25 protein-coding genes are annotated in these 22254 nt (G+C 40.0%); 5 read left to right on the top strand and 20 right to left on the bottom strand.

The annotated features are described in order from the left end of the window. Positions 1–3: 3 nt before the first annotated feature. From LY624_RS17675 to dapA, 8 genes are all read right to left on the bottom strand, one after another. Complete coding sequence (locus LY624_RS17675; protein WP_341804668.1) at positions 4–357, bottom strand: ApeI family dehydratase; 354 nt, start codon at positions 355–357, stop codon at positions 4–6. Continuing rightward, a complete protein-coding gene (locus tag LY624_RS17670; RefSeq protein WP_341804667.1) occupies positions 341–1699 on the bottom strand; it encodes a class I adenylate-forming enzyme family protein in 1359 nt (452 codons plus the stop codon). The genes LY624_RS17675 and LY624_RS17670 overlap by 17 nt, the downstream gene beginning before the upstream one ends. Then, on the bottom strand, positions 1689–2252 hold the full coding sequence (locus tag LY624_RS17665; protein WP_341804666.1) for a septation protein IspZ: 564 nt from the start codon (positions 2250–2252) through the stop codon (positions 1689–1691). The genes LY624_RS17670 and LY624_RS17665 overlap by 11 nt, the downstream gene beginning before the upstream one ends. 9 nt (positions 2253–2261) lie before the next feature. Then, complete coding sequence (locus tag LY624_RS17660) at positions 2262–2507, bottom strand: acyl carrier protein (protein WP_130152334.1); 246 nt, start codon at positions 2505–2507, stop codon at positions 2262–2264. A 25-nt stretch (positions 2508–2532) separates the two neighbouring features. Continuing rightward, positions 2533–2790, bottom strand: coding sequence for a phosphopantetheine-binding protein (locus tag LY624_RS17655; RefSeq protein ID WP_062567139.1), 258 nt, complete (start codon positions 2788–2790; stop codon positions 2533–2535). Continuing rightward, positions 2787–3563, bottom strand: a complete 777-nt coding sequence (locus tag LY624_RS17650) for a lysophospholipid acyltransferase family protein (protein ID WP_237119042.1) — start codon at positions 3561–3563, stop codon at positions 2787–2789. Before LY624_RS17650 ends, LY624_RS17655 begins: the two co-directional genes overlap by 4 nt. After that, positions 3553–4263 (bottom strand): beta-ketoacyl synthase chain length factor, encoded by a 711-nt coding sequence (locus tag LY624_RS17645; protein ID WP_130152336.1) that lies wholly within the window; start codon positions 4261–4263, stop codon positions 3553–3555. The genes LY624_RS17650 and LY624_RS17645 overlap by 11 nt, the downstream gene beginning before the upstream one ends. Positions 4264–4370: 107 nt before the next feature. After that, positions 4371–5285, bottom strand: coding sequence for a 4-hydroxy-tetrahydrodipicolinate synthase (gene dapA / locus LY624_RS17640; protein WP_341804665.1), 915 nt, complete (start codon positions 5283–5285; stop codon positions 4371–4373). 160 nt (positions 5286–5445) lie between these two features. On the opposite strand from dapA, the gene LY624_RS17635 reads away from it, so the two are divergent. Next, the gene (locus tag LY624_RS17635) at positions 5446–6099 is read left to right on the top strand and encodes a DUF6058 family natural product biosynthesis protein (protein ID WP_062567143.1); all 654 of its coding nucleotides are present in this window, start codon (positions 5446–5448) and stop codon (positions 6097–6099) included. A 34-nt stretch (positions 6100–6133) separates the two neighbouring features. On the opposite strand, the gene dkgB is transcribed toward LY624_RS17635, so the two are convergent. Together dkgB and LY624_RS17625 are read right to left on the bottom strand one after the other, a co-directional pair. Beyond that, on the bottom strand, positions 6134–6949 hold the full coding sequence (gene dkgB, locus LY624_RS17630; RefSeq protein WP_341804664.1) for a 2,5-didehydrogluconate reductase DkgB: 816 nt from the start codon (positions 6947–6949) through the stop codon (positions 6134–6136). A gap of 213 nt (positions 6950–7162) precedes the next feature. Further along, positions 7163–7387 carry a hypothetical protein gene (locus LY624_RS17625; protein WP_392353841.1) on the bottom strand — a complete coding sequence of 75 codons (225 nt, stop codon included), beginning with the start codon at positions 7385–7387 and terminating at the stop codon, positions 7163–7165. Positions 7388–7638: 251 nt separating this feature from the next. Between LY624_RS17625 and LY624_RS17620 the strand changes: the two genes are divergently transcribed. Both LY624_RS17620 and ykgO read left to right on the top strand, forming a co-directional pair. Continuing rightward, positions 7639–7890 carry a type B 50S ribosomal protein L31 gene (locus LY624_RS17620; RefSeq protein ID WP_062567146.1) on the top strand — a complete coding sequence of 84 codons (252 nt, stop codon included), beginning with the start codon at positions 7639–7641 and terminating at the stop codon, positions 7888–7890. Between the two features lie 12 nt (positions 7891–7902). Further along, the gene (gene ykgO, locus LY624_RS17615) at positions 7903–8040 is read left to right on the top strand and encodes a type B 50S ribosomal protein L36 (protein ID WP_062567147.1); all 138 of its coding nucleotides are present in this window, start codon (positions 7903–7905) and stop codon (positions 8038–8040) included. A gap of 21 nt (positions 8041–8061) precedes the next feature. Here the strand turns inward: ykgO and LY624_RS17610 are convergent, their stop codons facing one another. Beyond that, positions 8062–8448: a cytochrome b562 gene (locus tag LY624_RS17610; protein ID WP_237119047.1), complete on the bottom strand. Its 387-nt coding sequence runs from the start codon at positions 8446–8448 to the stop codon at positions 8062–8064. 210 nt (positions 8449–8658) lie between these two features. Here LY624_RS17610 and LY624_RS17605 point away from each other — a divergent pair, with 210 nt between their 5' ends. Further along, positions 8659–9678, top strand: coding sequence for a substrate-binding domain-containing protein (locus LY624_RS17605; protein WP_341804663.1), 1020 nt, complete (start codon positions 8659–8661; stop codon positions 9676–9678). Positions 9679–9721: 43 nt separating this feature from the next. Here LY624_RS17605 and LY624_RS17600 read toward each other — a convergent pair whose 3' ends face one another. The 5 genes from LY624_RS17600 to upp all read right to left on the bottom strand — a co-directional run bounded on the left by LY624_RS17600 (position 9722) and on the right by upp (position 16475). After that, complete coding sequence (locus tag LY624_RS17600; protein WP_341804874.1) at positions 9722–11380, bottom strand: sugar phosphorylase; 1659 nt, start codon at positions 11378–11380, stop codon at positions 9722–9724. Positions 11381–11503: 123 nt separating this feature from the next. Beyond that, positions 11504–12724: a glycosyl transferase gene (locus LY624_RS17595; RefSeq protein WP_130152342.1), complete on the bottom strand. Its 1221-nt coding sequence runs from the start codon at positions 12722–12724 to the stop codon at positions 11504–11506. Continuing rightward, the gene (locus LY624_RS17590; RefSeq protein ID WP_341804662.1) at positions 12717–14459 is read right to left on the bottom strand and encodes an HAD-IIB family hydrolase; all 1743 of its coding nucleotides are present in this window, start codon (positions 14457–14459) and stop codon (positions 12717–12719) included. Before LY624_RS17590 ends, LY624_RS17595 begins: the two co-directional genes overlap by 8 nt. Positions 14460–14600: 141 nt before the next feature. Further along, positions 14601–15785 (bottom strand): uracil-xanthine permease family protein, encoded by a 1185-nt coding sequence (locus tag LY624_RS17585; RefSeq protein WP_445936755.1) that lies wholly within the window; start codon positions 15783–15785, stop codon positions 14601–14603. A 60-nt stretch (positions 15786–15845) separates the two neighbouring features. After that, a complete protein-coding gene (gene upp / locus LY624_RS17580; protein ID WP_054554568.1) occupies positions 15846–16475 on the bottom strand; it encodes a uracil phosphoribosyltransferase in 630 nt (209 codons plus the stop codon). A gap of 196 nt (positions 16476–16671) precedes the next feature. Between upp and LY624_RS17575 the strand changes: the two genes are divergently transcribed. Further along, a complete protein-coding gene (locus LY624_RS17575) occupies positions 16672–17499 on the top strand; it encodes an ABC transporter substrate-binding protein (protein WP_341804660.1) in 828 nt (275 codons plus the stop codon). Here the strand turns inward: LY624_RS17575 and LY624_RS17570 are convergent. From LY624_RS17570 to LY624_RS21360, 4 genes are all read right to left on the bottom strand, one after another. Beyond that, complete coding sequence (locus LY624_RS17570) at positions 17496–18467, bottom strand: Gfo/Idh/MocA family protein (protein ID WP_341804659.1); 972 nt, start codon at positions 18465–18467, stop codon at positions 17496–17498. The genes LY624_RS17575 and LY624_RS17570 overlap by 4 nt on opposite strands. Then, positions 18460–19422: a kinase gene (locus LY624_RS17565; RefSeq protein ID WP_341804658.1), complete on the bottom strand. Its 963-nt coding sequence runs from the start codon at positions 19420–19422 to the stop codon at positions 18460–18462. Before LY624_RS17565 ends, LY624_RS17570 begins: the two co-directional genes overlap by 8 nt. 85 nt (positions 19423–19507) lie before the next feature. Further along, positions 19508–21592 carry a TonB-dependent siderophore receptor gene (locus LY624_RS17560; RefSeq protein WP_341804657.1) on the bottom strand — a complete coding sequence of 695 codons (2085 nt, stop codon included), beginning with the start codon at positions 21590–21592 and terminating at the stop codon, positions 19508–19510. A 231-nt stretch (positions 21593–21823) separates the two neighbouring features. Beyond that, positions 21824–21973: a hypothetical protein gene (locus LY624_RS21360; protein ID WP_445936754.1), complete on the bottom strand. Its 150-nt coding sequence runs from the start codon at positions 21971–21973 to the stop codon at positions 21824–21826. Positions 21974–22254: the final 281 nt, after the last annotated feature.

Raw genomic sequence — 22254 nt, 5'->3', positions numbered from 1 at the left:
CGTTTAATCACAAAATACGATTCGGCCAGATGCATGCTGACCTTTGTCAGAGGAATAACTAAATAAACATTTGCCTTTTGCATTGCGTTCTAAGCTTAAGTTAACCGTCATATCAGGCGTAGTAACCACTTGAAATTTCAATATTTCCAGGTCTTGCACTAAAGAGCCAAAACCAAGGTATTGCTGCGCATATTTAACAGCCCAATCTAACTGTACGACCCCTGCTAAGATAGGCGCATTAGGAAAGTGTCCCCGAAAATAATCTAAATCAGCCGTAATCGTTAACGCTAAGCTGACGCTATCTTTTGCTTGTGATAAAACACTCACCTGTGGCGTAACATTATTCAGACTTGGCAAAGTACTGCTCCAATATTTTGATGCTTAATTTAGCTTGGCTGTTAAAAGGAAGCGCATCGATATAGCGCCATTTACGTGGCAGGCATATGCGTTCAAACCGATTAGATAAATAATTTTGTAAAGTACGGTTTATGATTAGCTTCCCTTGTTTAAGGCGTTCACTATTTCCATCATCTGTTAATACAACAACAGCACCTATTTGTACTCTTTTCGCAGGTAAGACGACAACTTTAGCCTCTTTCACCCAAGTATGACTTATTAAGTAATTTTCTAAATCGTCTAAATTTAGGCGTTTTTCTTCAATTTTAATGGTTCTATCAATACGTCCTAATAATTTAAATTGGCCATTGCTGTGCACCTGTGCCCTGTCATCTAGCGCAAAGCCAGATTGCTCTAGAATATAAGAGTCGAGTATTAAACGACCTTCTTGATTAATTGATAAGTAATTACCGCTAAAAGGCTGCCATGGAACCTCAACCGCTGCTTGAGTAACTTGCCTATAAGCAATGCCGCCCGTTTCTGTACTACCAAAAACTTGTGTGACTGGACGAGCCAATTGATTAAAAAGCGTCTCTGCGTGCTGATTATTTAACGGACCACCCGATGAAAAAAGCCACTTTATGCGTGCTCGCTCGGGTATCAGTACATTGTCTAAGCATAAGCGTCCAAGCTGTGCGGGGCTCGAAATCAATACAGCTTGTTGGGTCTTTTTCAGCTTTTGCACTATGTGCTCTGGGTACTGGATTTGTGTACTATCAATAATGTGCCCTTTCGCCAAAGGCCAAAGTAACCTGAATAACAACCCATAAATATGCTGATGTGACACTGTTGCTAAAAATGTAAATTGCCCCTTTAAATCAAAGGCCATAGATAACACTGACAGTTCACGATTTAACACGCGCCATGGCTTTACAATCGGCTTGGATTGCCCAGAGGAACCTGAGGTATAAAAAATCACCGCGGTGTTTGTAGGCCACTGGAGCTGAGTTAACGGTGTAGGCGCACAAGATGCTTGCTGCTCAAGGTTCGTAATAGAAAACTGCGTATCTAAATCTGCAGTATCTCCTGCAAATACGGGGGCTTGAGCCAACAATAAGCGTAATGTTTCAGGTTGTCCATTGGGCGGTAAAATGACATTATGCCCAGCACAAGCAAGTGCAAACAACCGAACAGCAAATTGATAAGTATCAGGGTGAAATAAAACAACATGACATGGGCTTTTTAACGTATGTAATTTCGCTTTAAAGGCCGCTATGTCAGCAAAAAATTGCTGGTGGTTAACGATTTTATCTGAGACAACAAAAGCACCGTTTGGGTGAAATTGTAAGTTATTAGCCAACATTATTTTTTACCTTTTGTCGGATCAACCACTCAACTAGCATTAAACCAGCGATAAGTATGTATGCGATTAAACCATTGTAAAGCGTCCACACTGATAACGAGGTGAATAGACATGTATATAAAGCCACTGAGGCGTTAAGCAGGAAAAATACACTCCATACTTTCGTCACTTGACGCGTGTAACGTACACCGTTTTCATCGAGCTCACCTTCCTTTAACCGCGCTAAACTCTCAATGACTGGAGGCCCCTTTTTTAGCGAATATAAAAAAGTAGCTGCCATGACGCTGTTAATAATCACAGGATAAAGCTTTAATCCTAATTCGCTATTAAAAACCTGTGTTACCACTAACGCCACAATTGCTAGTACAGAGGCTGGTTTTATCCATGGCATTTTATTCGCTAAGCGCTTGCTAAGTATCAATCGTAAAATTAATAAAGCAATCAGTACTAGACTAACCTGCTTAATTGAACTGTGCTGCAAACCAAAATACACAATGAATGGGTATAAAGATAAGCCGATGATAATTAACGTAGTGGTAATTGCTTTAAGCATGTTGCTAAATTAAGAAACTAGTTTTTCTACTTCGCTAACAACATCTTGCACTGTGCGTACTTGCTTAAACGCATCCGGCTCAATTTTTTTACCCGTAATTTCGCGTAATTTAACGACCAAATCAACAGCATCAATACTATCAAGGTCAAGATCTTGATATAAATTTGCATCAAGGCTGATGTCATCAGCATCGATTTCAAACTCATCAACTAAAATGCCCTGTAAAACGGTGTAAATTTCGGCAGCGGTTTTCATGCTTTTTCCTACTTCTAAGTCTATATTACGATTTGTTTTGATTAATAAAATCAGCAAGTGCATCTACTGAAGCAAAATGCGCTTTTGTTTGTTCTGAGTTCGCGTCAATTTTCACATTAAACTCTTTCTTGATGGCTAAACCTAGTTCAAGCGCATCAATACTATCCAGCCCTAAGCCATCAACGAATAACGGTTGGTCATTCTCGATATCATCAATGCTAATGTCTTCAAGGTCTAAGCTGCTAATGATTAATTGTTTTATTTGATTCTTTAGTTCAGTCATAGTTGCCTGAGTTCCTCTGTAAAATAATGCTGTAAATCACGGGTTAATTGTCGCGCTTGCATTGCAGGTTGCTCACCTTTAAATGAGCCTGTGTATGTAAATTGTTGATTAGCAAAACGCATCATAAAATGCGCTTTCGTGGGAGCGACTTTATACCAAGGTGTGTCTTTAGTTAGTGTACTTGGTTTCATGCTAATCATTACCGTCGTTATGGGTGCTCGACAACGCGTTGCAATATTTGCCGCACCGCGTTTGAATTTTAATGGTTCGTTAGGCGTTGTTCTCGTTCCTTCAGGAAAAATAATTAAATTATGACCTGATGAGAGTGACGCCGCACATTCCTCTAATAACTCTTGTGGATCTTCGTTACTAATATAACCCGTTCCCTTTATAACTCCACGCATAAACGGGTTTTTAAATAAATGTGCTTTAACGACACAATCTGCATTTTTAATGACTGATATGAGCACTACGACATCAATCAAAGATGGATGATTAGCCAACACGAGTTGACCTTTAAGTTGTTTAAAACGCGCCCTATCATGCACAGAAAAATGAATAGCGCCTGTGTAGTGCATTAAAGCAACAAAAAACTTAAATGTGTAATGCACTGTGATACGTGCTTTTTGCTTTTGTTTAAGGGCCGAGGGCTCAATACAACGCTGCAACGGAAATACCAGCAAAGTTAAAACAATGCCACCAATACCGAAAACAGTAAAACAAAGCCCTGTTGCAAAGATACGCCACGCTTTGCCCAGTGAGTTAATGAGCATGGTATTGAAGCATCCAAGCCGACTGTTGATGTACAAGCACTGTTTTCGGTTCCTTGCGAATAAACGCATCTGCAAGTTGTACGCTCAATGGTAAACAATCACAAGAATGAGACACATCATGATTTGATAACTTGTTTAGTTCAAAATATGCATCGTTACCAAGTTGTGTTGAAAGCATAAACGACACACTATGATCAATCTGCAACTCATCTGCAAAGCAAAGGTATTCCTCAGGTAGCACACTGTCTGTATGGTTGATTAGAATTTGACTTTCAAGACCTGATTTGACGCGGGCATAGCCATCTGTGATCGCATCAATGATACTCTCTGCACCGCCGGCAATAGCATTCATTGCTGCTCTGTTTTGACCCGTTATCGAGAAAATCCCCGTCGTCGCATTATGCACACTTAACCCGAACGCAGTCGGAGATAAAGGCGCTTGTTCAACAAGGGTGTTAAGTAACTTAGCTGTTTTAGGCAAGTCACCATGACGTGATGAAAAATTTACAGCAACCTGGGAATGTTCGGCTTGTGCACTACGTAGGGTATGCAATGCCATTTTCATGTAAGGGCTTAACCTACGGCGTTGCATGGCAGGGATCCAGCTTAAATCAAGTTCGCTGGAGCTTGGTACTAATCGTTCAGGTATTTGTTGCCCGGGTGCAACCCATAAACACACATTATTAACAACAAATTTCACAAACGTTTATTCTTTTAGCGCTAATCGATTGCTAATTTTACCCATTGTCCACAAAAAAGTAAAACTTTGACACTTAATTGTAACCAGAATTAAGTGTCAATTCAGTTTTATCGTAAGATAACCGCTTTTTCGTCTAAAAGTTGAGCTTTATCGCCTACAATATCAGCAACATTAAGCTCATTAATAAGGCGTTGACCAATCGCTTGTTGTGCTTGCGTTAACGGCACATAAGGTAAACGGAAAACGCTATTTACTGCGCCGGTCATCATTAAAGCAGTATTAATTGCAATTGGGTTTGGCTCACAGAATAACCACTGCATTAACGGCTGTAACTGAGTGTTAAGACTATCGTTTTTGTTATCCATTAACTGACGGAACAAGCCTGGAATTAAGTTGGAAGTTACCGAAATAACACCATGAGCATTATGGATATGGCGAGCATCATGACTTTCATCATCATTGCCTGACCAACACGCAATACCTTGTTGTTCATAATGGGCGATTCGCTCATTTCCACCACACTCTTTAACACCAATAAAGTTTTCATGCGCTGCTAAAGGTTCGATAATATCAGGCGTTAGATCTTGGCCAGTGCGACCAGCCACGTTATAGATAAACGCAGGTCCAATATCTAATAAACGTTTAAAATGCTCTTTCACCCCAAGAAGAGAAGTACGACCATAATATGGATTAATTTGCAGCGCTGCATCCATACCCGTTGCAAAGCCATACTCGGTAGCTTTAATAGCTTCACGGGTATTATTACTACCTGTGTTACCTATGATGACTAGACGATCTGAAAATTTACTTACACTATGTGCAATAAGCATCAAGTGCTCTTCCCAATTCATTAGTTGGCCTTCACCTGTGGTACCACCAACAATAATCCCATCGACTCCTGCTGAAATTTGTTGTTCAACAAGCTCATCGTAACAAGCCAGATCAATATCACCGTTGCTGAGATAAGGTGTTTTAATTGCTGTGATCAAACTTGCTTGTTTAATTGTTTCTAGGCTGCGCATAACTATTTTTATGTTTGGAAAATTTGCGCTAGTTGTAACATAAATGCAGGCATTTTCCGAGTAGTACATGCTAATAAATAAAAATACTTGATAAAATGTTTAGGGTAAGCCAGAATTAAGCACTGTATAAATAACCAGTGCTTATTGCGAGTAATTGATAATGCAACTTTCAAAATTTTTGGCTAATTACTTTTACACCACAGAGGAGCTTTGTCATGCACTATCAATTGATGAAGAAACACTAACTGATTGGCAACAAAAAGGGCTATTCCCAAAACCAAGTTACTGCTTACAAAGCCAATTAGAATGCAGCTCTTACTCAGGTATTTATCAATGTGAGGAATATCAAGACTTTTATCCTCGTGGTGCTTCTAGCTGGGGCCAGCACATTATTAAACATGATGTAAAATCATCATGCCAAGCCTTCAATCACTTTGCCCAACAATATTCGACTCAACTTAGTAAACTAGCCGAGCAAGGTTACGCCCTTAATGAAGACTTATTTGGTTCTGAGATTGACGAACATTTACAACAAGTTTGGCAGCAGTTTTTATGCAGCAAATATGGGGTGTTAACCCAAAATGGGTTGATTGAAGAAGCCGTGCAACTTGATGTTGCAAAGCTACTCATTGATGATATTACCGAGCTTCGTACGAAAACAGGCTTAACAGTCGATGAGCGCCAAGCACTCCACAAAGCTTTAAAGCTTATGAACAAAGCATTGAGTCACGGTACTGGCAACGAAGGTAAAAACACCCTGCGTCACAAATATATTGAAGAAGTTGTTTGTAAATATGATCTATCTGTAAAATAAACAAAGCCGCCAAATGGCGGCTTAACCTTTTTATTTATTGATCCCACTGTGGTGCAAAATCAGGGTTCGCTAAACGTTTGTTTTGGTCTAACGCATTAATTCTATCTATGTCTTCATGATCAAGTTTCACTGAATCATCAAAATTATCAGCCAAATTTTCTCGCTTAGTTGATGAAGGAATCGTCGTCATCTCATTTGCATTTACCCAAGCAAGTACGATTTGCGCAGGTGTGGCGTTATGTTTTTTCGCTATATCCAATATCACATCGTCTTTGAGGGCTTCACCTACGGCAAACGGCATATAGGCTGTAACATGGATATCATGTTGTCCACAAAAAGCACGCAATTTAGTATTGGTAAGATACGGATGAACTTCAATTTGATTGGTGAAAATTTCTCTCGCGTCGAGCGTTTGCATCGCCTCTTTTAAGTTGGCAATAGTAAAGTTTGAAACACCAATGTGTTTTGCTAAACCAAGTTCTTTTACTTTTTTGAGCTCAGTTAAATATTCACTCATTTTTTCTCCATTACTGGGAGAAGGCCAATGAATAAGTAACAAATCAACATAATCTAGTTGAAGCTTTTCAAGGCTCTGTTTAACACTATCAACAAACTTGGCTTTGTTTAGTTTGTCATTCCAGACCTTGGTAGTAATAAAAATTTCACTGCGGGGCACAGAGCTGTCTTTAATTGCTTTACCGACTTGCTCTTCATTACCATAAATTTGCGCTGTATCTATGTGTCTAAAGCCAATATCAAGAGCCATTTGAACTGAATTGTAAGCTGTCTTTCCTTCTATGCGAAATGTACCAATACCTAAATCTGGCATTTCAATAACATGTTGTGACATAACCTCTCCTTTTGAAGTAATTCGTTATAAGCTTACTTACTTCACTGAGGCCAAATTTTAGAGTTTCAAGGAGGGATTTAAAATAAGTTAACTTAACAGGAAATTATTCACCGTAAATAAGTACTTCCTAAATTGCTCAAGATTACCTATAAACATGTATATAGATAATACACACGCCCTCATTGGGAGTTTTATACTCTTCTATTTATTAAATTAGTCTAAGTGCTCATAGTGACCACGGTACACTTCAAAGGTTTTCACTACCGTATGCTGCTCTTTAGTGAGATTATCAAACCAAGTATCAAAACGCTCATCATCATCCTGCTCACCCAGAGCAAGGTACTGTGCTAAGAGTTCAATTATCTCATTGTGACTGAAGCTTAAAGTATCGACATGGCTCGCAAGTGTCGAATGATCTTTATCACGAAGCGTATTCATTACATTTTGGTCCAATTGCTCAGTTTGAATTTCATCGTTCACTGCCTTACTCCTTCTTATTATATGAGCACACATACCTAGTTATAACAGCCTTATTAACAATAGCCAGCTTTTTGAATTTAAGTGGTCAGAGTTTGTTCAGACTGGCTAAAATCGAACCACAAATATTAAATAAGAATTATTTTTATCTTGATCTTAGTAATGTGAACGATTACCATTTGATACATTATCACATAGCAAAAGGTTATATAATGAAACCGAATATACACCCTGATTATCAGCAAGTCGCCTTTCATGATACAGCAGCAGATAGCTACTTTATTATAGGTTCAACAATTAAAACATCGCGAACAGTAGAGCTTGAAGGCAAGACCTACCCCTATGTGCCTATCGATGTATCGAGTGACTCACACCCTTTTTATACTGGTAAACAAAAAGCTGTAGCAAGTGATGGTCGAGTTGCTGCGTTTAATCGCCGCTTTAAAAATTTAGCGAGCAAATAAAAGGAGAATTAAATGAAAGTATTAAGTTCATTAAAAAGCGCAAAAAATAGACCTGGGTGTCAGATCGTAAAACGCAAAGGGCGCGTGTACGTGATTAACAAAGAAAACCCACGCTTTAAAGCCGTACAAGGGAAAAAGAAAAAACGTTAAAAAGGTGCAAAAGCACCTTTTTTATTTGCCAAATAGTAGCTCCCAAAAACCGGGTGGCTCATGAAGTTCATGGTACTTTTTGCGTAAAGTATCAATTTCTTTTAATGGTGCCTTTGCCGCTAGTATCCCCTGTTTATTGGCGAGCTTTTTAGCATCTTCTGCTTTATGAATAACTTTATCAATACCCTCAATAGAAGCAGATTGATGCTGTTTAAAGTCAGCCGTTTTTGCTTTCTCTAATAGTTGAATAAACTCATCAATTGCGTGGTTAAACTCGCTCAATTCACTCGCTTGCACAGCATTTTTGTATGCTAACCCCATATTTTTCATGTTAGCTTCCAAATCAATACCTTTAGCAAAGCTAGATAAAGAGGTAACGAAAAAAAGGATACTCAAAACAACTTTCATACTACATCCACTTAAAACCGACTTGCCGTTAATTATATCCTTTTTACTGGTTGGAAACGAATAAATTAGCCTGCAATCGAACACTCTTTAATATCTATCTCAAATCACTACAAAAGCTGAGCCAAGCTATTTTATAAGCCAAACAGCTAATCGAAACTTCTGCCAATAAGCGCTATACTCACTTCATTGTTGTATTGTTTTTAGTTGTTTATGCCAAAGGCCCTTTCTTTTTTATTTTGTTTATTTTGCATTCCCAGTGTTTTAGCACAGCATAAAGTTATTTTTATCAATCCGGGTTACGCCGATACCAATACCACAGGGCCTTTTTGGTTTGAAGTATCTGAGCTCATGCGCGATGCAGCAGATGATTTAGATATAGATTTAACAATTGAGTACGCTAATCGTAATCATATTTTAATGAAATCGCTTGTTGTTGAAGCGATAGACACTAAACCTGATATGCTGATTTTAGTGGATGAAAAAAGTGTACTCAGCCAACTACTATTAGATCTGCCAAAGTTTGATACCCCGATATACTTTTTACTAAATCGTCCTACTGACGATGAACTTGCAGTCTTAAGTAGTAAAGGGCTTAATATTTCGGGCAGTGTTGTGCCAAACAATGTTCAAGCAGGAAAGTTGTTAGCTCAAAAGCTCGTAGAAAAAAATAACGGACAAGCTAACATTTATGCAATTCATGGTGACTATACAACTCACGCATCTATTGATAGACAACAAGGCATAACTGATTATATTTCAAAAACAAATAACGCAAAATTAGTCGCACAAAGTGTTGCCAATTGGTCTGCAACGCAAGCTTACCGCCAAAGCATTGGCTTTTTAAATCACCAAAAACAAATAAACATTATTTGGAGTGCTAATGATGCGATTGCACTTGGAGCGATTAGAGCACTCAATGACAATAAGATACGCGATAAAGTCTTAGTAGGCGCGATTAATTGGCCACTCAAAGCTGCGTCAGAAAAAATCGACATTTGTATCGGGGGGCATGTCACACTTGGTGCTCTAGCAATGGTAAACATATATGACATATTCCACCAACAGCCTTTGGAGCTACATCAAAGCATTGCTATTTTTACGCCTCACACAGCTAAAACAATCACGTTCGTTGAGCAAATTCATAGCAATAGTTTGGCGATAGATTTTAAGAAATTTAGTAAAACCGAGCAGAATTCTGAGCCGTTCTCCATAGCAGCACTCCTCCCCTAGCCTTTAAAAATAAGCTGTAAAGGGCATTTACAGCTTATAAAAACTACTTATTACTTAGCCAAATAGCTTGATAAGGTAACAACACTATATTTTGCGTGTTTTCTTCTATAACTTGCCCTGAAATCAAATCTTTCCAGCTTTCAGTTTCAATCAGATTTAGATCAGCTAATGTAAGGGTCTTTGATTCATCAGTAATGTTATAAATACAAAACATGCTCTGTGAACGATTAATACTTTGTCGCCAAAAGCCAAATAGCCCATCACTAATGTGCAAGGTGTATTGCGTTGCATTAGGATGAAATGCGCTTTGCGCCTTACGAATAGCCATCAGGTTTTTCATTGCTTTAAACACGGTACGATGATGGGCATTTTCATTGCTAAGTTTTGCCAATAGATCTGACTCTTGCCAGCGATGGCGGTTAATCGCTCGATTATGCTGGCTATTTTCAAAGCGCTCGTAATCGTTGGTAGTGCCAAGCAAACTATGAATGTATAAACCTGGAATTCCTTCAAGCGCAAACATTATGGCATGCGCACATAAAAAACGTTCAACGCCCCATTTGTCTGGTCCTTGATGCGTACCTTGCAATGCATCAAATAAAGCGATATTTAATTCATAAGGGGTATTGGTGCCATCTGGTGCAGTTCGTAATGACACTTTACCACCATATTTAGCGGTCGTGCTGACCATTTCAGCTATTTGTACTTGATCAAGCAAGCCTTCAACAGGACGTAAGCCAATACCATCGTGAGAAGCAATAAAGTTGAAGTAAGCCGTTCCGTGCTGGGCTGGCGGCATACTCATCATCCAATGTTTTAGGGCGGTGCTGTCACCACTGAGTAAAGTATGTAATAACAGCGGTGGCAATGAAAAATTATAAATACAGTGCGCTTCGTTGGCATTACCAAAGTACGACAGGTTTTCTCGGTTAGGTATGTTGGTTTCTGTGATAATAATCACGTTAGGTTCAACATGCTCTATAAGGGTGCGAAGCAACCTGATCACCTCGTGAGTTTCGGGTAGGTTAATGCAGCGGGTATTGAGCTTTTTCCATAAAAATGCCACGGCATCAAGGCGAAAAATACGCACACCATTGTCTAAGTAATGACGAATAATGCTCACAAATTCATTGAGCACATCTGGGTTGGCAAAATCAAAATCGACTTGGTCATGACTAAAGGTACACCACACATGTTGCAAACCGTCTTTAGTTTCAACCGCTTGTAAAAGAGGCGATGTGCGCGGGCGAACAACTTGAATAAGATCATCACTTGGGCTCGCTGTTTTAAAGTACCCTTTCCCAGGCTCTTTGCCTTGAATAAAGTTTTCAAACCAGACACTGCGGCTAGAACAGTGATTGATCACCAAATCAGCCATCAACCTGACATCCGCTGAAATGTCACGAATATGTTGCCAATTGCCAAGCGCTTCATTTACTTGAACATAGTTCATCACCGCAAAGCCTTCATCTGAGCTGTACGGATAAAATGGCAAGATATGTAGTGCATTAAGTTCAGGCAAACATTGGTTTTTAACAAAGCGATGCAAGGTATGCAAAGGCGGCTCTTCAGGCTTAGCAACTGCGTCATCCGTATTAGCATGACGAATAATTGAATCACCGTAGGCAATTAAAATCATATCTTGCTCATCCCAACGGTTTTTATGGGGCGTCGGGTCACGGACAGGATCATCACCTTGCATGGTGTTGATCAGCCTGTCTGCAAGTTGTTCAAGGGTTGTTGGTAGTTCAACCTCAGCATAAATACAGGTTAAATGCTGTATAACCCGTTGTTGTAAAAGCTCTAAAGTCACGTGCCTTCCCCGTTAAATATAATCTTTATTATCAAGCTCTACAGCTTCTTCTAAGCGAGCAAACACATCAGGCATGGCAGAGGCAACACGGTTCCAACTTGGTACAAACGGTGCTTCCATTGGGTTCTCTAAAAAGTGCTGACCTGCATTCATAATATTCTGTGCAAACATTTCAACGGCCTTTTCTTCATGGTGAATATCAAGCGTTAAGCCATTCATGAGCGCATCGTTGTGATAGGTTTCGATAAAATCGAGTGCAATACGGTAATAGGTTGCTTTTAATGAACGAATTGTTTCTGTTGTAAAGGTAACCCCTTGTGTAGCCAGCTTTCTAAATAAGGCTTTGGTGATATCAATCGACATTTTCGACAAACCGGTTGCTTGATTCTGTAACGATAAATCTTGGTGTTTATGATCGTAATTATCTGCAATATCGACCTGACATAAACGGTTATGCGAGTAGTTGCGATACATCTCTGATAGCACGCCAATTTCTAAGCCCCAATCACTTGGAATACGAATATCGTTGAGTACATCACGGCGAAACGAAAACTCCCCCGCTAAAGGATAACGAAACGAGTCCATGTATTCTAAATAATCATTACTGCCTAAAATTGTTTTAAATGAGCGCAATAACGGCGTTACCAGCAAACGTGACACGCGGCCATTAATTTTGCCCTCAGCGGTACGCGGGTAAAAGCCCTTACAAAATTCATAGTTAAAACGAGGATGAGCAACGGGGTAAATTAAGCGTGCTAAAAGCGCTCTGTCGTAAGTCAAAATATCACAGTCATGCAGCGCAATAGATTCAACTTTTGAGGTTGCCAGTTTATAACCCATGCAATACCAAACATTACGACCTTTACCTAGCTCTCGTGGCGCAACGCCCAGTTTTTGTAGTTCTTTATCGAGCGCTTGTAAACGCGGGCCATCATTCCAAAGTACTTTATGAGGCTGATCAAGCTCAGCAAAAAACTGTAGTGCATGGCGATATTGGCTTTCGTCGGCACGATCTAGGCCAATGGTAATTTGCGATAAATAAGGCACATGTTTGAGCTCAGCAATAATATTTTGCAAAGCAGGCCCTTCTAACTCACTGTAAAGCGACGGTAAAATCAGGCCCATTGGACGTTGTTTTGAAAAGTCCAACAACTCTTTTTCTAGCTCTTCTACTGGGCGGTCAGCAATATTGTGTAAGGTCGTGATAATGCCATTTTGATAAAAATCAGCCATGAGATTGCTCCTGTTTTGCTGCAAAACGCGCTTTGATGATAGTTAACGCAGAAACTTCTTGAACCCAACCTGCTGGGGCTGGTTTTTCGCTGAGCTGCCAGGCTTTTTGTAATATTTGTGATTGCACTTGGCTGCCAGGATTATTGATTAAAATAGCGGTGTCGGCCGCTTTTAACATGGCTACATCGTTTTGACTGTCGCCGAGGGCTATCACAGTAAATGGATTGCGATAGGCTTTTTTAAACTGATTTAACAGCCATTTTTGTGCAAGACCTTTATTGTTACCTTTGGTTAAATGGATAAAACGTCCGCCAACAAGCACTTCGTAGCCTGCTTGGCTCATAGTATCTATCAAACCTTGCTTTTCTTCATCACTGCCCGAGAAACAAACCGGATCTGAGTACTGGCGCTTTAGAGCCAGTTCACTTTTATCGACGGGGAGTCCTGTTAACTCGGCTATTTCATGTGCACTAAATTGACTAAATAAGCGTACACAATGACTAAATTGACTGGCATATTGTTTAAGGTCGTCATGCAATTTATCGGTACTTTGCGTCATGGCAAAACGCCAATAACCTTTATAGTCATCACAGCCAATCGGCTTTGTTTTAAAATAGTCTTTTGGGATATAAACGGCCGCGCCATTTTCAACAATAAAAGGTTGATGGTGATTTAACCCTTTTTGAATATCAGTCACTTCAGCAAAAGTTTTACTGGTGTTAAAAATGACATTAACACCACTGCCATTCAACTTTGCCAAAAAAGGTTTAATCACCTCACACTCGTAACTATCGTGATCAAGTAATGTTCCGTCTAAATCAGTAAAAATCAGTGGTTGTGCAATTTGGTCAGCCAATAGTTCCATCTTGGTAATATCACGCTCAGTATCAAGCAATAATAACGCATCCACGCTGTGCGCAAGCGTGGCTAAGTTTTCACGCGTAATGCGTTCAAAATGAGAGATAAAACGCTTTAAGCTCACTTCGTCAAACGTGCCCTGTCCTTGGCCTTTTTTGGCAATTAACTTATGCTCTTGCTCTAAGCGCCACGCATACACATCTTCGAATGAAGGGGCTTTTAACATAATGGTGTAATCAGCCATCGCGAATACATGTTGATATTCATTGGCTAAACAACTATTAACACAACGGCGCCAAATGCCATCGGCATCTTCTAGTTGTTCTAATTCATTAATTGGAGTTTGTAGCTGATAAGGCTGCTGGGGTGTACTGGCTACACACCAGCCTTCAAAAAACACGATATCAATCGGCTTTTGATTACGAGGCCACTGGTCTTTTGGCACTGGATCATCTGTTAGCTTATCAAATTGAGATAATGGCACATCCACCTTGCCTGCCAACAAGGCTGATAAGGTTTGCTCCATTAATTGCGTATCATGGGTGCCTGGTACACCACGACTTACAAACAAAGGATGAACGTCTTTAGCAAGCTCAGTGCGTGCATCGCGGCTTAAATAAAAGTCATCGATTGATAATGACACGCTATTAAATTCGGTATTGCTATTTACCCAGGTCACTAAAAAATCAGCGAGGGTTGTTTTTCCTGAGCCCTGGCAGCCGTTGATAGCCACCAACATAGGTTGGCCGGTTATTTTTGCGCTTAAGACATCGTGCGCGAGGGGTATAAAAAACTGCTCACTTAAATATTGATACTTCAGCGGTAACTGATGCTTCGCTAAAAACGGGGTAATATCCACAACATTTGCCTCTTGCATAATCGCTCCTACCAGTATGACATAGAGATAAATGCAGTTAGTAGACCAGTTTTTTAATTCCTTACTTTTTAATTAGTTACAAAAAAAGCGCATATTAAATGCGCTTTTTTGGTGCAAATATTCAATGCTAATTAATATCAACTATGATTCTTGCACTGCTTTGGGGAGGACGGCATTTAAGATAATCCCCAAAATTGCGCATAGGCTCACACCTTGTAAGCTAAACTCGTCACCGCCAATATGCATGCCACCAATACCAAATACTAAAATAAGCGCAATGATGGTCAAGTTTCTAGGAGCTGTAAGGTCTTCCCCCGATTTTACTAAGGTATTTAAACCAACCACAGCAATTGAACCGAATAGTAATATCATGATGCCACCCATCACAGGCACCGGAATCGTTTGTAAACCCGCGCCCATTTTTGCCACAAACGCGAGCACAATAGCGATGATTGCAGTCCAAAGCATCACGCGAGGGTTGAAGTTACGGGTGAGCATTACCGCCCCCGTTACTTCAGAGTACGTTGTATTAGGTGGACCACCAAAAACCGATGCCGCAGAGGTTGCGAGGCCATCGCCTAATAAGGTTCGGTGTAAACCTGGTTTCTTTAAATAGTCTTTACCCGTGACTTGGCTAATAGCCATCATGTCGCCAATATGTTCAATAGCTGGCGCAATGGCCACAGGCACCATAAACAAAATAGCTTGCCATTTAAACTCAGGGTAAGTAAATGCCGGCACAGCAAACCAGTTTGCTTCAGTGACCGCATTAAATTCAACAATCCCTAACAATAACGAAGCAAGGTAACCTGCAACCACCCCAGCAAGAATAGGAATAAGTTTAAATACACCTTTGCCCCATACCGCAAAAATCAGCGTAACCAGTAATGATAAAGCTGAAACCCAAATAGCTTGCTCATAAGGGATTAATTGTGCACTGCCATCCCCTGCTTTACCCATTGCCATATTCACAGCGACGGGTGCTAAGGCTAAACCAATCACCATTATGACAGGGCCAACAACCACAGGTGGTAACACCTTGTGCAGCGCATTCACGCCTTTAAATTTTACAATCAAGCTAAGCGCAAAATAGCAAAAGCCTGCCACCATTAAACCACCCATAGTTGCGGGAATCCCCCACATTTGTACCGAGGCGATAATAGGTGCGATGAAAGCAAAAGACGATGCTAAAAAGATAGGAACTTGGCCTTTGGTAACCACATGAAACAGTAAAGTCCCCAAACCTGCGGTAAATAAAGCCACATTGGGATCAAGGCCTGTCAGTAACGGCACAAGTACCAGTGCGCCAAATGCGACAAACAGCATTTGCGCGCCAGTTAAAATGGTTTTTAACGAAAATGGTTGATGATTTTCCACGTGAGCGCCTTACACTGTGCCAAAAATCTTGTCACCGGCATCTCCTAAGCCTGGAATGATATATCCTTTTTCGTTTAAGTGACTGTCTAAAGATGCAGTGAAAATTTCAACATCTGGGTGCGCTGCAAGGGTTTTTTCTACGCCTTCTGGTGCTGCCACTAATACAATCACTTTAATATCTTTACAGCCTGCTTTTTTCAGCATATCGATAGTGGCGATCATCGAGCCACCCGTTGCCAGCATTGGATCAATAACAAGGCTTAAACGCTCATCAATTTTGCCAACCAGCTTTTCAAAATAAGGCACTGGCTCGAGTGTTTCTTCGTTACGCTGAAGACCCACAACACTCACTTTTGCAGCGGGTAATAATTGCATCACGCCATCCATCATGCCAAGGCCGGCACGTAAAATTGGCACAACAGTAATTTTTTTACCTTTAATGTGCTCTACATCTAATGTTGAACCATCCCATCCTGTGATTTGCACGCTTTCTAATGGTAGGTTTTTAGTTGCTTCGTAAGTAAGCAAAGTACCTACTTCAGACGCTAGCTCACGGAAACTTTTTGTACTAATACCTTCTGCGCGCATAAGGCCAAGTTTGTGTTGAACTAACGGATGAGTAATTACATGGATAGACATAAGTAGAACCTAAATGAAATAAATTACGCCTATTTTAGCGTATAATAGGCCGCACTACCGCAAAAAATGCATTGTTATTGCATTAATTTCGTTAATAGGTCTAATATTAATCAAAAGGCCAAAATATTAATTTTTTTGCAACAAACTGGTGTGGCACAACATCATGGTTTATTTAATTTTTGGGTATCAACGTAGCATGAAAACATATTCGCTCGTTTTTTTAATACTATTTAACCTCGCTTTTTTAAGTTCAACAGCTAATTCTGAGCCTTTAGAAATAAAAGTGATGGATGACTTTATTCCGCAAGCAAATGGAAAGCCGAGAAATGAAGCAACTATTTTCTTACTCGAAGCTGTAAAAGAAATACAGAATGAAATAAACATCCAGTTTGTTCCCGCAAGCAGATTGCGAGAGTGGAAACAACTCAGCATGCTCCCTGATGTTTGCTTGTATAACAAGTTAAAAACACCTGAACGAAAGGCTAATGCCCTATTTACTCGCTACCCAATTATGGCATTTCCTGCAAATAGGCTCATTGTATTTAATATGCCTACATTACCTGATTCACTGTCACTGGAAAAAGCAATCAATGACTACGACCTCACGATTGGCGTAACAAGTGGACGCTCGTATTCCGCGGATATTGATACCTTTATTAAAAATAATGAAAAACACTTTTTTAAACTTGAAGGCGCAACCAATGCGAGTCGCTTGGGGCAGATGCTCTTTCAAAACAAAATAGATGCCATTATTGAATATAGAGACGTGTTTATAAACCGATATCAACGCGCTGCTAGGACGGATAAAATACGTTATTTAACCATTGAGCCTGACCAAGCAGCTGTTTTTGGTTATATAGCATGTTCACCTTCGCCGCAAGGAAGGCAAGCCATTGCGTTATTTGACCGTGCGCTTCAAAGTGAAAGAGTCAAAACTCTTATTAGCAAACGGCTATCGGAGCTGTTTCCAGCTCCTGAACAAAAAGTCATTATTGAGGCATTTAATAATGCTTACGTGCATTAATTAGCTAGAATTTGTTCCATTACCCAACTTGTATGAAGTGCTGACTCTCCTGTCGATGGGTGTGGTGCCCCTTGGTCAAAAAACCTCGCTATATTTTCAACATGAAACTGTTGAATATGAACGGGGTTTTCGATGGGAAATCTACACTTACCAGCAAGGTTATTGAGCTCAATTGGCTTTTCATCAAATACACTAAAGCGTATTTCACCTTTGCTGCCATAAATAACCACATCATCGAAACGCTTAGCAGAGGCAAAATTCCAACTGCCAACACCTGTCACACCAGAACTGTGCTGCCAATGAGCTGTAACAGCATCAAATGCTGAGTACAATCCTTGTTGATTTGAACTAAAACCATGAACCCGAGTAAACTCGCCCAGTAAGTAAGCGAATAAATCTAAGCCATGACTCGCTAAGTCATCAAAGTAGCCACCACGAGCAATGCATTTATCAGTGCGCCAATTATATTCACCGGACAAATCAAGTTCGCTTGGCACTTTACTTAAGTGCCAACTTACATGGCGTACTTGGCCAATTTTACCATTTTGAATAAGTTCTTTAACCTTATTAAACCGTGGTAAAGAGCGTCGATAGTAAGCGACAAATAATGGTTGTTTAGCACCTTTAAACGCCTCAACAATTGCATAGCTCTCTTCGTAACTAGGAGCGAGTGGCTTTTCGATGCAGCAAGGTTTGCCTGCTTTGGCAACTTCAAGCGCCAAGTCTTTATGACTATCGGGTGGCGTTGCTATATAAACAGCATCAACCATTTCATCGTTTATTAGCTCGCTGTTAGTTGCGAATACTTTGGGTACAGTATGGCGTGTAGCATAATCATGCGCTTTGTTTAAATCTCTGCGTGTAACGCCAATAAGTTCAATACCCTTTACTTGCTGATAAGCAGGGCCACTTTTTACCTCAGTTACCGCTCCACAGCCAATAATGGCAAAACGAATAGGCTTATTCATCATATTCCTTATTTTTGTTCAGGTATTCATTGAATTGGTTTTGCATATAACCATTTATCTTTACATGCTGAGGGCTCCAACCTGATAAAAACCGATAAAAATCAGCCCATACATAACACCACAGTTCACGCCAACTACTGATCAAATCGTCTGCATTTATAGTGCCCTGATACTGTTTAAGTGCTGCATTTAACTCTGCGAAATATCGATTTAGGTAGGTTTGCGCATTTAACTTCAGTGCGCTCTCATTTAAACAACTTCCCAAAAAGTACATTACATCGATAACGCCAATCCCTTTTCCAACATATTGAAAGTCATAACCAAGTACATGATTAGTCTGTGAGTTAATAGCAAAATTAGCACGCTTTGCATCCCCATGTATTAGTGTTTGATATTTGCATTGATAAATTGCGCAATCAATATGTTCAGCTGCGGCTTTGAGGGACGAGTCGGGCATTCGCGCGTATTCATCAGGACGCGTGGCTAAATGCCAATAACTGCCTCGAGGCCATAACCCCTCGCCCGACGTTGATAAATGAAAAGCATGAAAGTGCGCTAACCATTTAAGTATTGCATGAATATGTTGAGTGTGTTCTTGAGCTTGTTGATAGCCAAACGCTGTAAAATCATCAAAAATTAAAGCAAATTGATTTTGCTTCTGTATCTGATTAAAACAAGGAATGGCGGCAGCTTGGTCTGGTAAAGATGAGCTGTATTGCTTATACCAATTGTATTCAACTAAATAAGATTGCTGCTTTCTGGCTAGCGCAAATTGACTTTGCTTAATTCGCGAGTGTTCAATGAAATCAGGCATAGAAATCAATTTAATGACCCGCGTTTCACCGTCTAACCGGCAACGAACAATTTCGCCACAGCCGCTCCATAGAGTGCTAATCACATTAATAACTTCAATATCTTGATAGTTATTTTTTAATAAGGAATAAAATTCTGACATCAACAAACAATATAAAAATACACAGCCAGATTATGTCAGGCAAACTAATAAAAAAATAGGCCTATTAAGGCCTATTCGTTATGTGCTACCACGTGTAGTTTACGGTCAAACTGACGGTACGTGGATCACCCACAAATAACTGCCCGTAACCATAACCACCACTCCAGTGCTGTTTATCGAGTGCATTATCAACAAGCAATGCAGCATTCCAACTTGGTTTCTTGAAATATACACCTGCTTGCAACAGTGTATACGATGGCAAAACAGCTTCGTCGGTTGTATTACGCTTATCAACATAACTTGCCCCCACCGCTAACTGCCATGTATCGTTTAAGCTATATTTACTCCATAGTGTGGCTGAATTTTTTGGTGCATTTTCTTTTTGTTTACCAATTAAAAGCGTATTCGTGTCTTCAGTTATTTCCGCCCTATTGTAGGCGTAATTAGCAATCACTAACCAATTATCAGAGAGCTGCCCGTTAATATCGATTTCGAAACCTGTGGCTTGCTCCTCACCCCTTTGACGAAAAACTCGGTAACCTAATTGCTGTGAACGGGCAAAATCCTGCACTAACACATTCTGTTTTGTTATTTGGTAGATGGACGTTGTTAGCAACACCTTTTCGTCAAATAACTTTGCCTTATAACCAATTTCGTAGAGGTAACTGTCGATTGGTCCAAATGGCCCACCTTGCTCTTCGGTATTTAAAAATGTGGATGGGGGTTCAAAGCCGGTTACCCAACTGGCATAGACACTTGAGTCTTGAGTAAGATTATAAACAACACCTAAGCGAGGTAAAAAATCACTGTCTGAACTTTCATTGCCATTTAGATCTGTTAACTTATAATCTTCGCGACGTACACTGGCTAAAATTGACCAGTCATCGAATTTAATATGATCTTGAATGTAAAGACCGTTACTCTTTAATCCACCACCAAATTCAAAACGGTCGCCTAAATTGTAACTTGCTATGTCGGGTTGCTCATAGGTTGGGTTTAAAATATCAAATGTACCTGCTGAGCGACTCATTCGTTGCGCATTGAGTTTATGGTTATCAATGTAATCGCCACCGATGACAATATTGTGCTCAACATCACCGGTATAAACTTTGCCTGTTATGTAAGCAGTCACATTATCTGAATCGGCATCAATATCACGGTCTGTATACCAAACATTAAATACGGAGTCTGATCCATCAACATATGTCGCTGCACGATGCTCAACCAGCTTTTGCTCACTATCTAAATGCATGTATTTAAAACCCAATGACCAGTAATCATTAAAATGATGGTCTAAAGTCACACTTGATGATAACGAGGTTGTATCTAGCTTATCCCCTGGCTGATTTGACGATAAAGATATAGGCACCTGAGATAAATCGGTCGCGTTACGTAAATTGGGTTGACCGCGGTCGAGTAACCCCTTGCTGTCAGAGTAAACCACCTCAACATTAATTTTAGTATCGTCGCTTAGTAAATATGTAAAACTGGGTGAGAGTAATAAACTCTCATTAAAAATATTATTTCTGAACGTTTCTGAATCTTCGTAGCCAGCATTAAATCGATAAAGCCAACGATCATTGCTAGCTACCTTGCCTGTTGTGTCTAATGCGACATATTTATCAGAATAACTACCAAGGCGAGCACTAATGCTATGGCGGCTTTCACCAAGCGGTTTTTTAGTTACTGTATTAACCGTGCCACCTGGGCTTGCATCACCAAATACAGCAGAAGCTGGCCCTTTAATAACTTCGACACGTTCAACATGAGCAATTAAGGTTTGATTCCAAAAGTTATTATGAGTACGCATACCATTGACGCGGCGATCGTCTTGGCTACGAAACCCCCGAATTGTAATGTCATCATACACAGAGTATTCATTCGCGCCGCTAATAAAAGGAGTAACATCGTTTAAGCGCATCATTGCTTGATCTTGTATCACCTCCTTGGTTACTGCGCTTACTGATTGCGGGATCTCAAGAATATCAGCAGCAGTGCGGGTAACAGAATAACTGTAATCAGAGAATGTTGTTTGCGAGCTTCGCCCTAAAACCTCTATTACTTCAATATCAGAAAGTGCTTTTTTGCTTGGTTGCTTTTGTGTTTGCGACACCGCTTGTGTTGTAACGAATACAGCTGATATTAGTAAAGCCAATTTTTTAATTTTCATTTTCCTTCCTTGTACCTATAAAATAGCAAAAGATTAATTAAAAATAATTATCATTTCAATTTTATTTTGGGTATGTGAGACAAAATGAAACCAAAAAACGAACTTAGTTAGTAATAAATTTTAAAGCTTATTAATTATAGGGATAGCTCCAGATTATCAGTACGTTAAATACACTGTACTCAAGAGGGGTTAGTAGCAAGCTGGCCGGGTACGCTGATGATGACAGGACTTTTAATTTGTTAGCGCTTTGCATTTGAGCACACAAATACCAAGTTCATTTGCAATTTGCTCCTTGGTAATTTCTGCATCTTCTAGGCTGTCATGAAGAGCGGCGGCGCATAGCTCATTTTCATCTTGAACATGAGCAATATTAACAAGTATATCGACAACTTCGATTAAATGGTTAATGTAGGGTGAGCCATCTGATTTACGCTGTTGTTGAGCCTAGTATTGGGCAGCCAACCGAAGTTATTTAGTCAAAAGCGCAAAATGATTCATCATGGCAACCTCAAAGTTTTAGAACAAAATTAAGCGTAGACCGTGTTGATGTATTTTGTCACGTTAAAGTGCTGCTGTGGTAAATCACATGCAAGCATCAAGCTATTTGAGCCAGCGCCACTAATTGGTGGCACTGACAAATTTTGCACTGACCGCTGGTAACA

Source organism: Pseudoalteromonas sp. N1230-9, assembly GCF_032716425.1.
GTDB lineage: Bacteria > Pseudomonadota > Gammaproteobacteria > Enterobacterales > Alteromonadaceae > Pseudoalteromonas.
Note: the sequence above shows the minus strand (reverse complement) of the source record. Positions and strands in the feature narration are given on the sequence as shown.

Excerpts from the sequence above, each read along its gene's own strand:
- LY624_RS17670 (WP_341804667.1), bottom strand. The coding sequence starts at position 1,699 with ATGTTGGCTAATAACTTACAATTTCACCCAAACGGTGCTTTTGTTGTC.
- LY624_RS17665 (WP_341804666.1), bottom strand. The coding sequence starts at position 2,252 with ATGCTTAAAGCAATTACCACTACGTTAATTATCATCGGCTTATCTTTA.
- LY624_RS17660 (WP_130152334.1), bottom strand. The coding sequence starts at position 2,507 with ATGAAAACCGCTGCCGAAATTTACACCGTTTTACAGGGCATTTTAGTT.
- LY624_RS17655 (WP_062567139.1), bottom strand. The coding sequence starts at position 2,790 with ATGACTGAACTAAAGAATCAAATAAAACAATTAATCATTAGCAGCTTA.
- LY624_RS17650 (WP_237119042.1), bottom strand. The coding sequence starts at position 3,563 with ATGCTCATTAACTCACTGGGCAAAGCGTGGCGTATCTTTGCAACAGGG.
- dapA (WP_341804665.1), bottom strand. The coding sequence starts at position 5,285 with ATGCGCAGCCTAGAAACAATTAAACAAGCAAGTTTGATCACAGCAATT.
- LY624_RS17635 (WP_062567143.1), top strand. The coding sequence starts at position 5,446 with ATGCAACTTTCAAAATTTTTGGCTAATTACTTTTACACCACAGAGGAG.
- dkgB (WP_341804664.1), bottom strand. The coding sequence starts at position 6,949 with ATGTCACAACATGTTATTGAAATGCCAGATTTAGGTATTGGTACATTT.
- LY624_RS17625 (WP_392353841.1), bottom strand. The coding sequence starts at position 7,387 with ATGAATACGCTTCGTGATAAAGATCATTCGACACTTGCGAGCCATGTC.
- LY624_RS17620 (WP_062567146.1), top strand. The coding sequence starts at position 7,639 with ATGAAACCGAATATACACCCTGATTATCAGCAAGTCGCCTTTCATGAT.
- ykgO (WP_062567147.1), top strand. The coding sequence starts at position 7,903 with ATGAAAGTATTAAGTTCATTAAAAAGCGCAAAAAATAGACCTGGGTGT.
- LY624_RS17610 (WP_237119047.1), bottom strand. The coding sequence starts at position 8,448 with ATGAAAGTTGTTTTGAGTATCCTTTTTTTCGTTACCTCTTTATCTAGC.
- LY624_RS17605 (WP_341804663.1), top strand. The coding sequence starts at position 8,659 with ATGCCAAAGGCCCTTTCTTTTTTATTTTGTTTATTTTGCATTCCCAGT.
- LY624_RS17600 (WP_341804874.1), bottom strand. The coding sequence starts at position 11,380 with ATGCAAGGTGATGATCCTGTCCGTGACCCGACGCCCCATAAAAACCGT.
- LY624_RS17595 (WP_130152342.1), bottom strand. The coding sequence starts at position 12,724 with ATGGCTGATTTTTATCAAAATGGCATTATCACGACCTTACACAATATT.
- LY624_RS17590 (WP_341804662.1), bottom strand. The coding sequence starts at position 14,459 with ATGCAAGAGGCAAATGTTGTGGATATTACCCCGTTTTTAGCGAAGCAT.
- LY624_RS17585 (WP_445936755.1), bottom strand. The coding sequence starts at position 15,785 with ATGCTGTTTGTCGCATTTGGCGCACTGGTACTTGTGCCGTTACTGACA.
- upp (WP_054554568.1), bottom strand. The coding sequence starts at position 16,475 with ATGTCTATCCATGTAATTACTCATCCGTTAGTTCAACACAAACTTGGC.
- LY624_RS17575 (WP_341804660.1), top strand. The coding sequence starts at position 16,672 with ATGAAAACATATTCGCTCGTTTTTTTAATACTATTTAACCTCGCTTTT.
- LY624_RS17570 (WP_341804659.1), bottom strand. The coding sequence starts at position 18,467 with ATGAATAAGCCTATTCGTTTTGCCATTATTGGCTGTGGAGCGGTAACT.
- LY624_RS17565 (WP_341804658.1), bottom strand. The coding sequence starts at position 19,422 with ATGTCAGAATTTTATTCCTTATTAAAAAATAACTATCAAGATATTGAA.
- LY624_RS17560 (WP_341804657.1), bottom strand. The coding sequence starts at position 21,592 with ATGAAAATTAAAAAATTGGCTTTACTAATATCAGCTGTATTCGTTACA.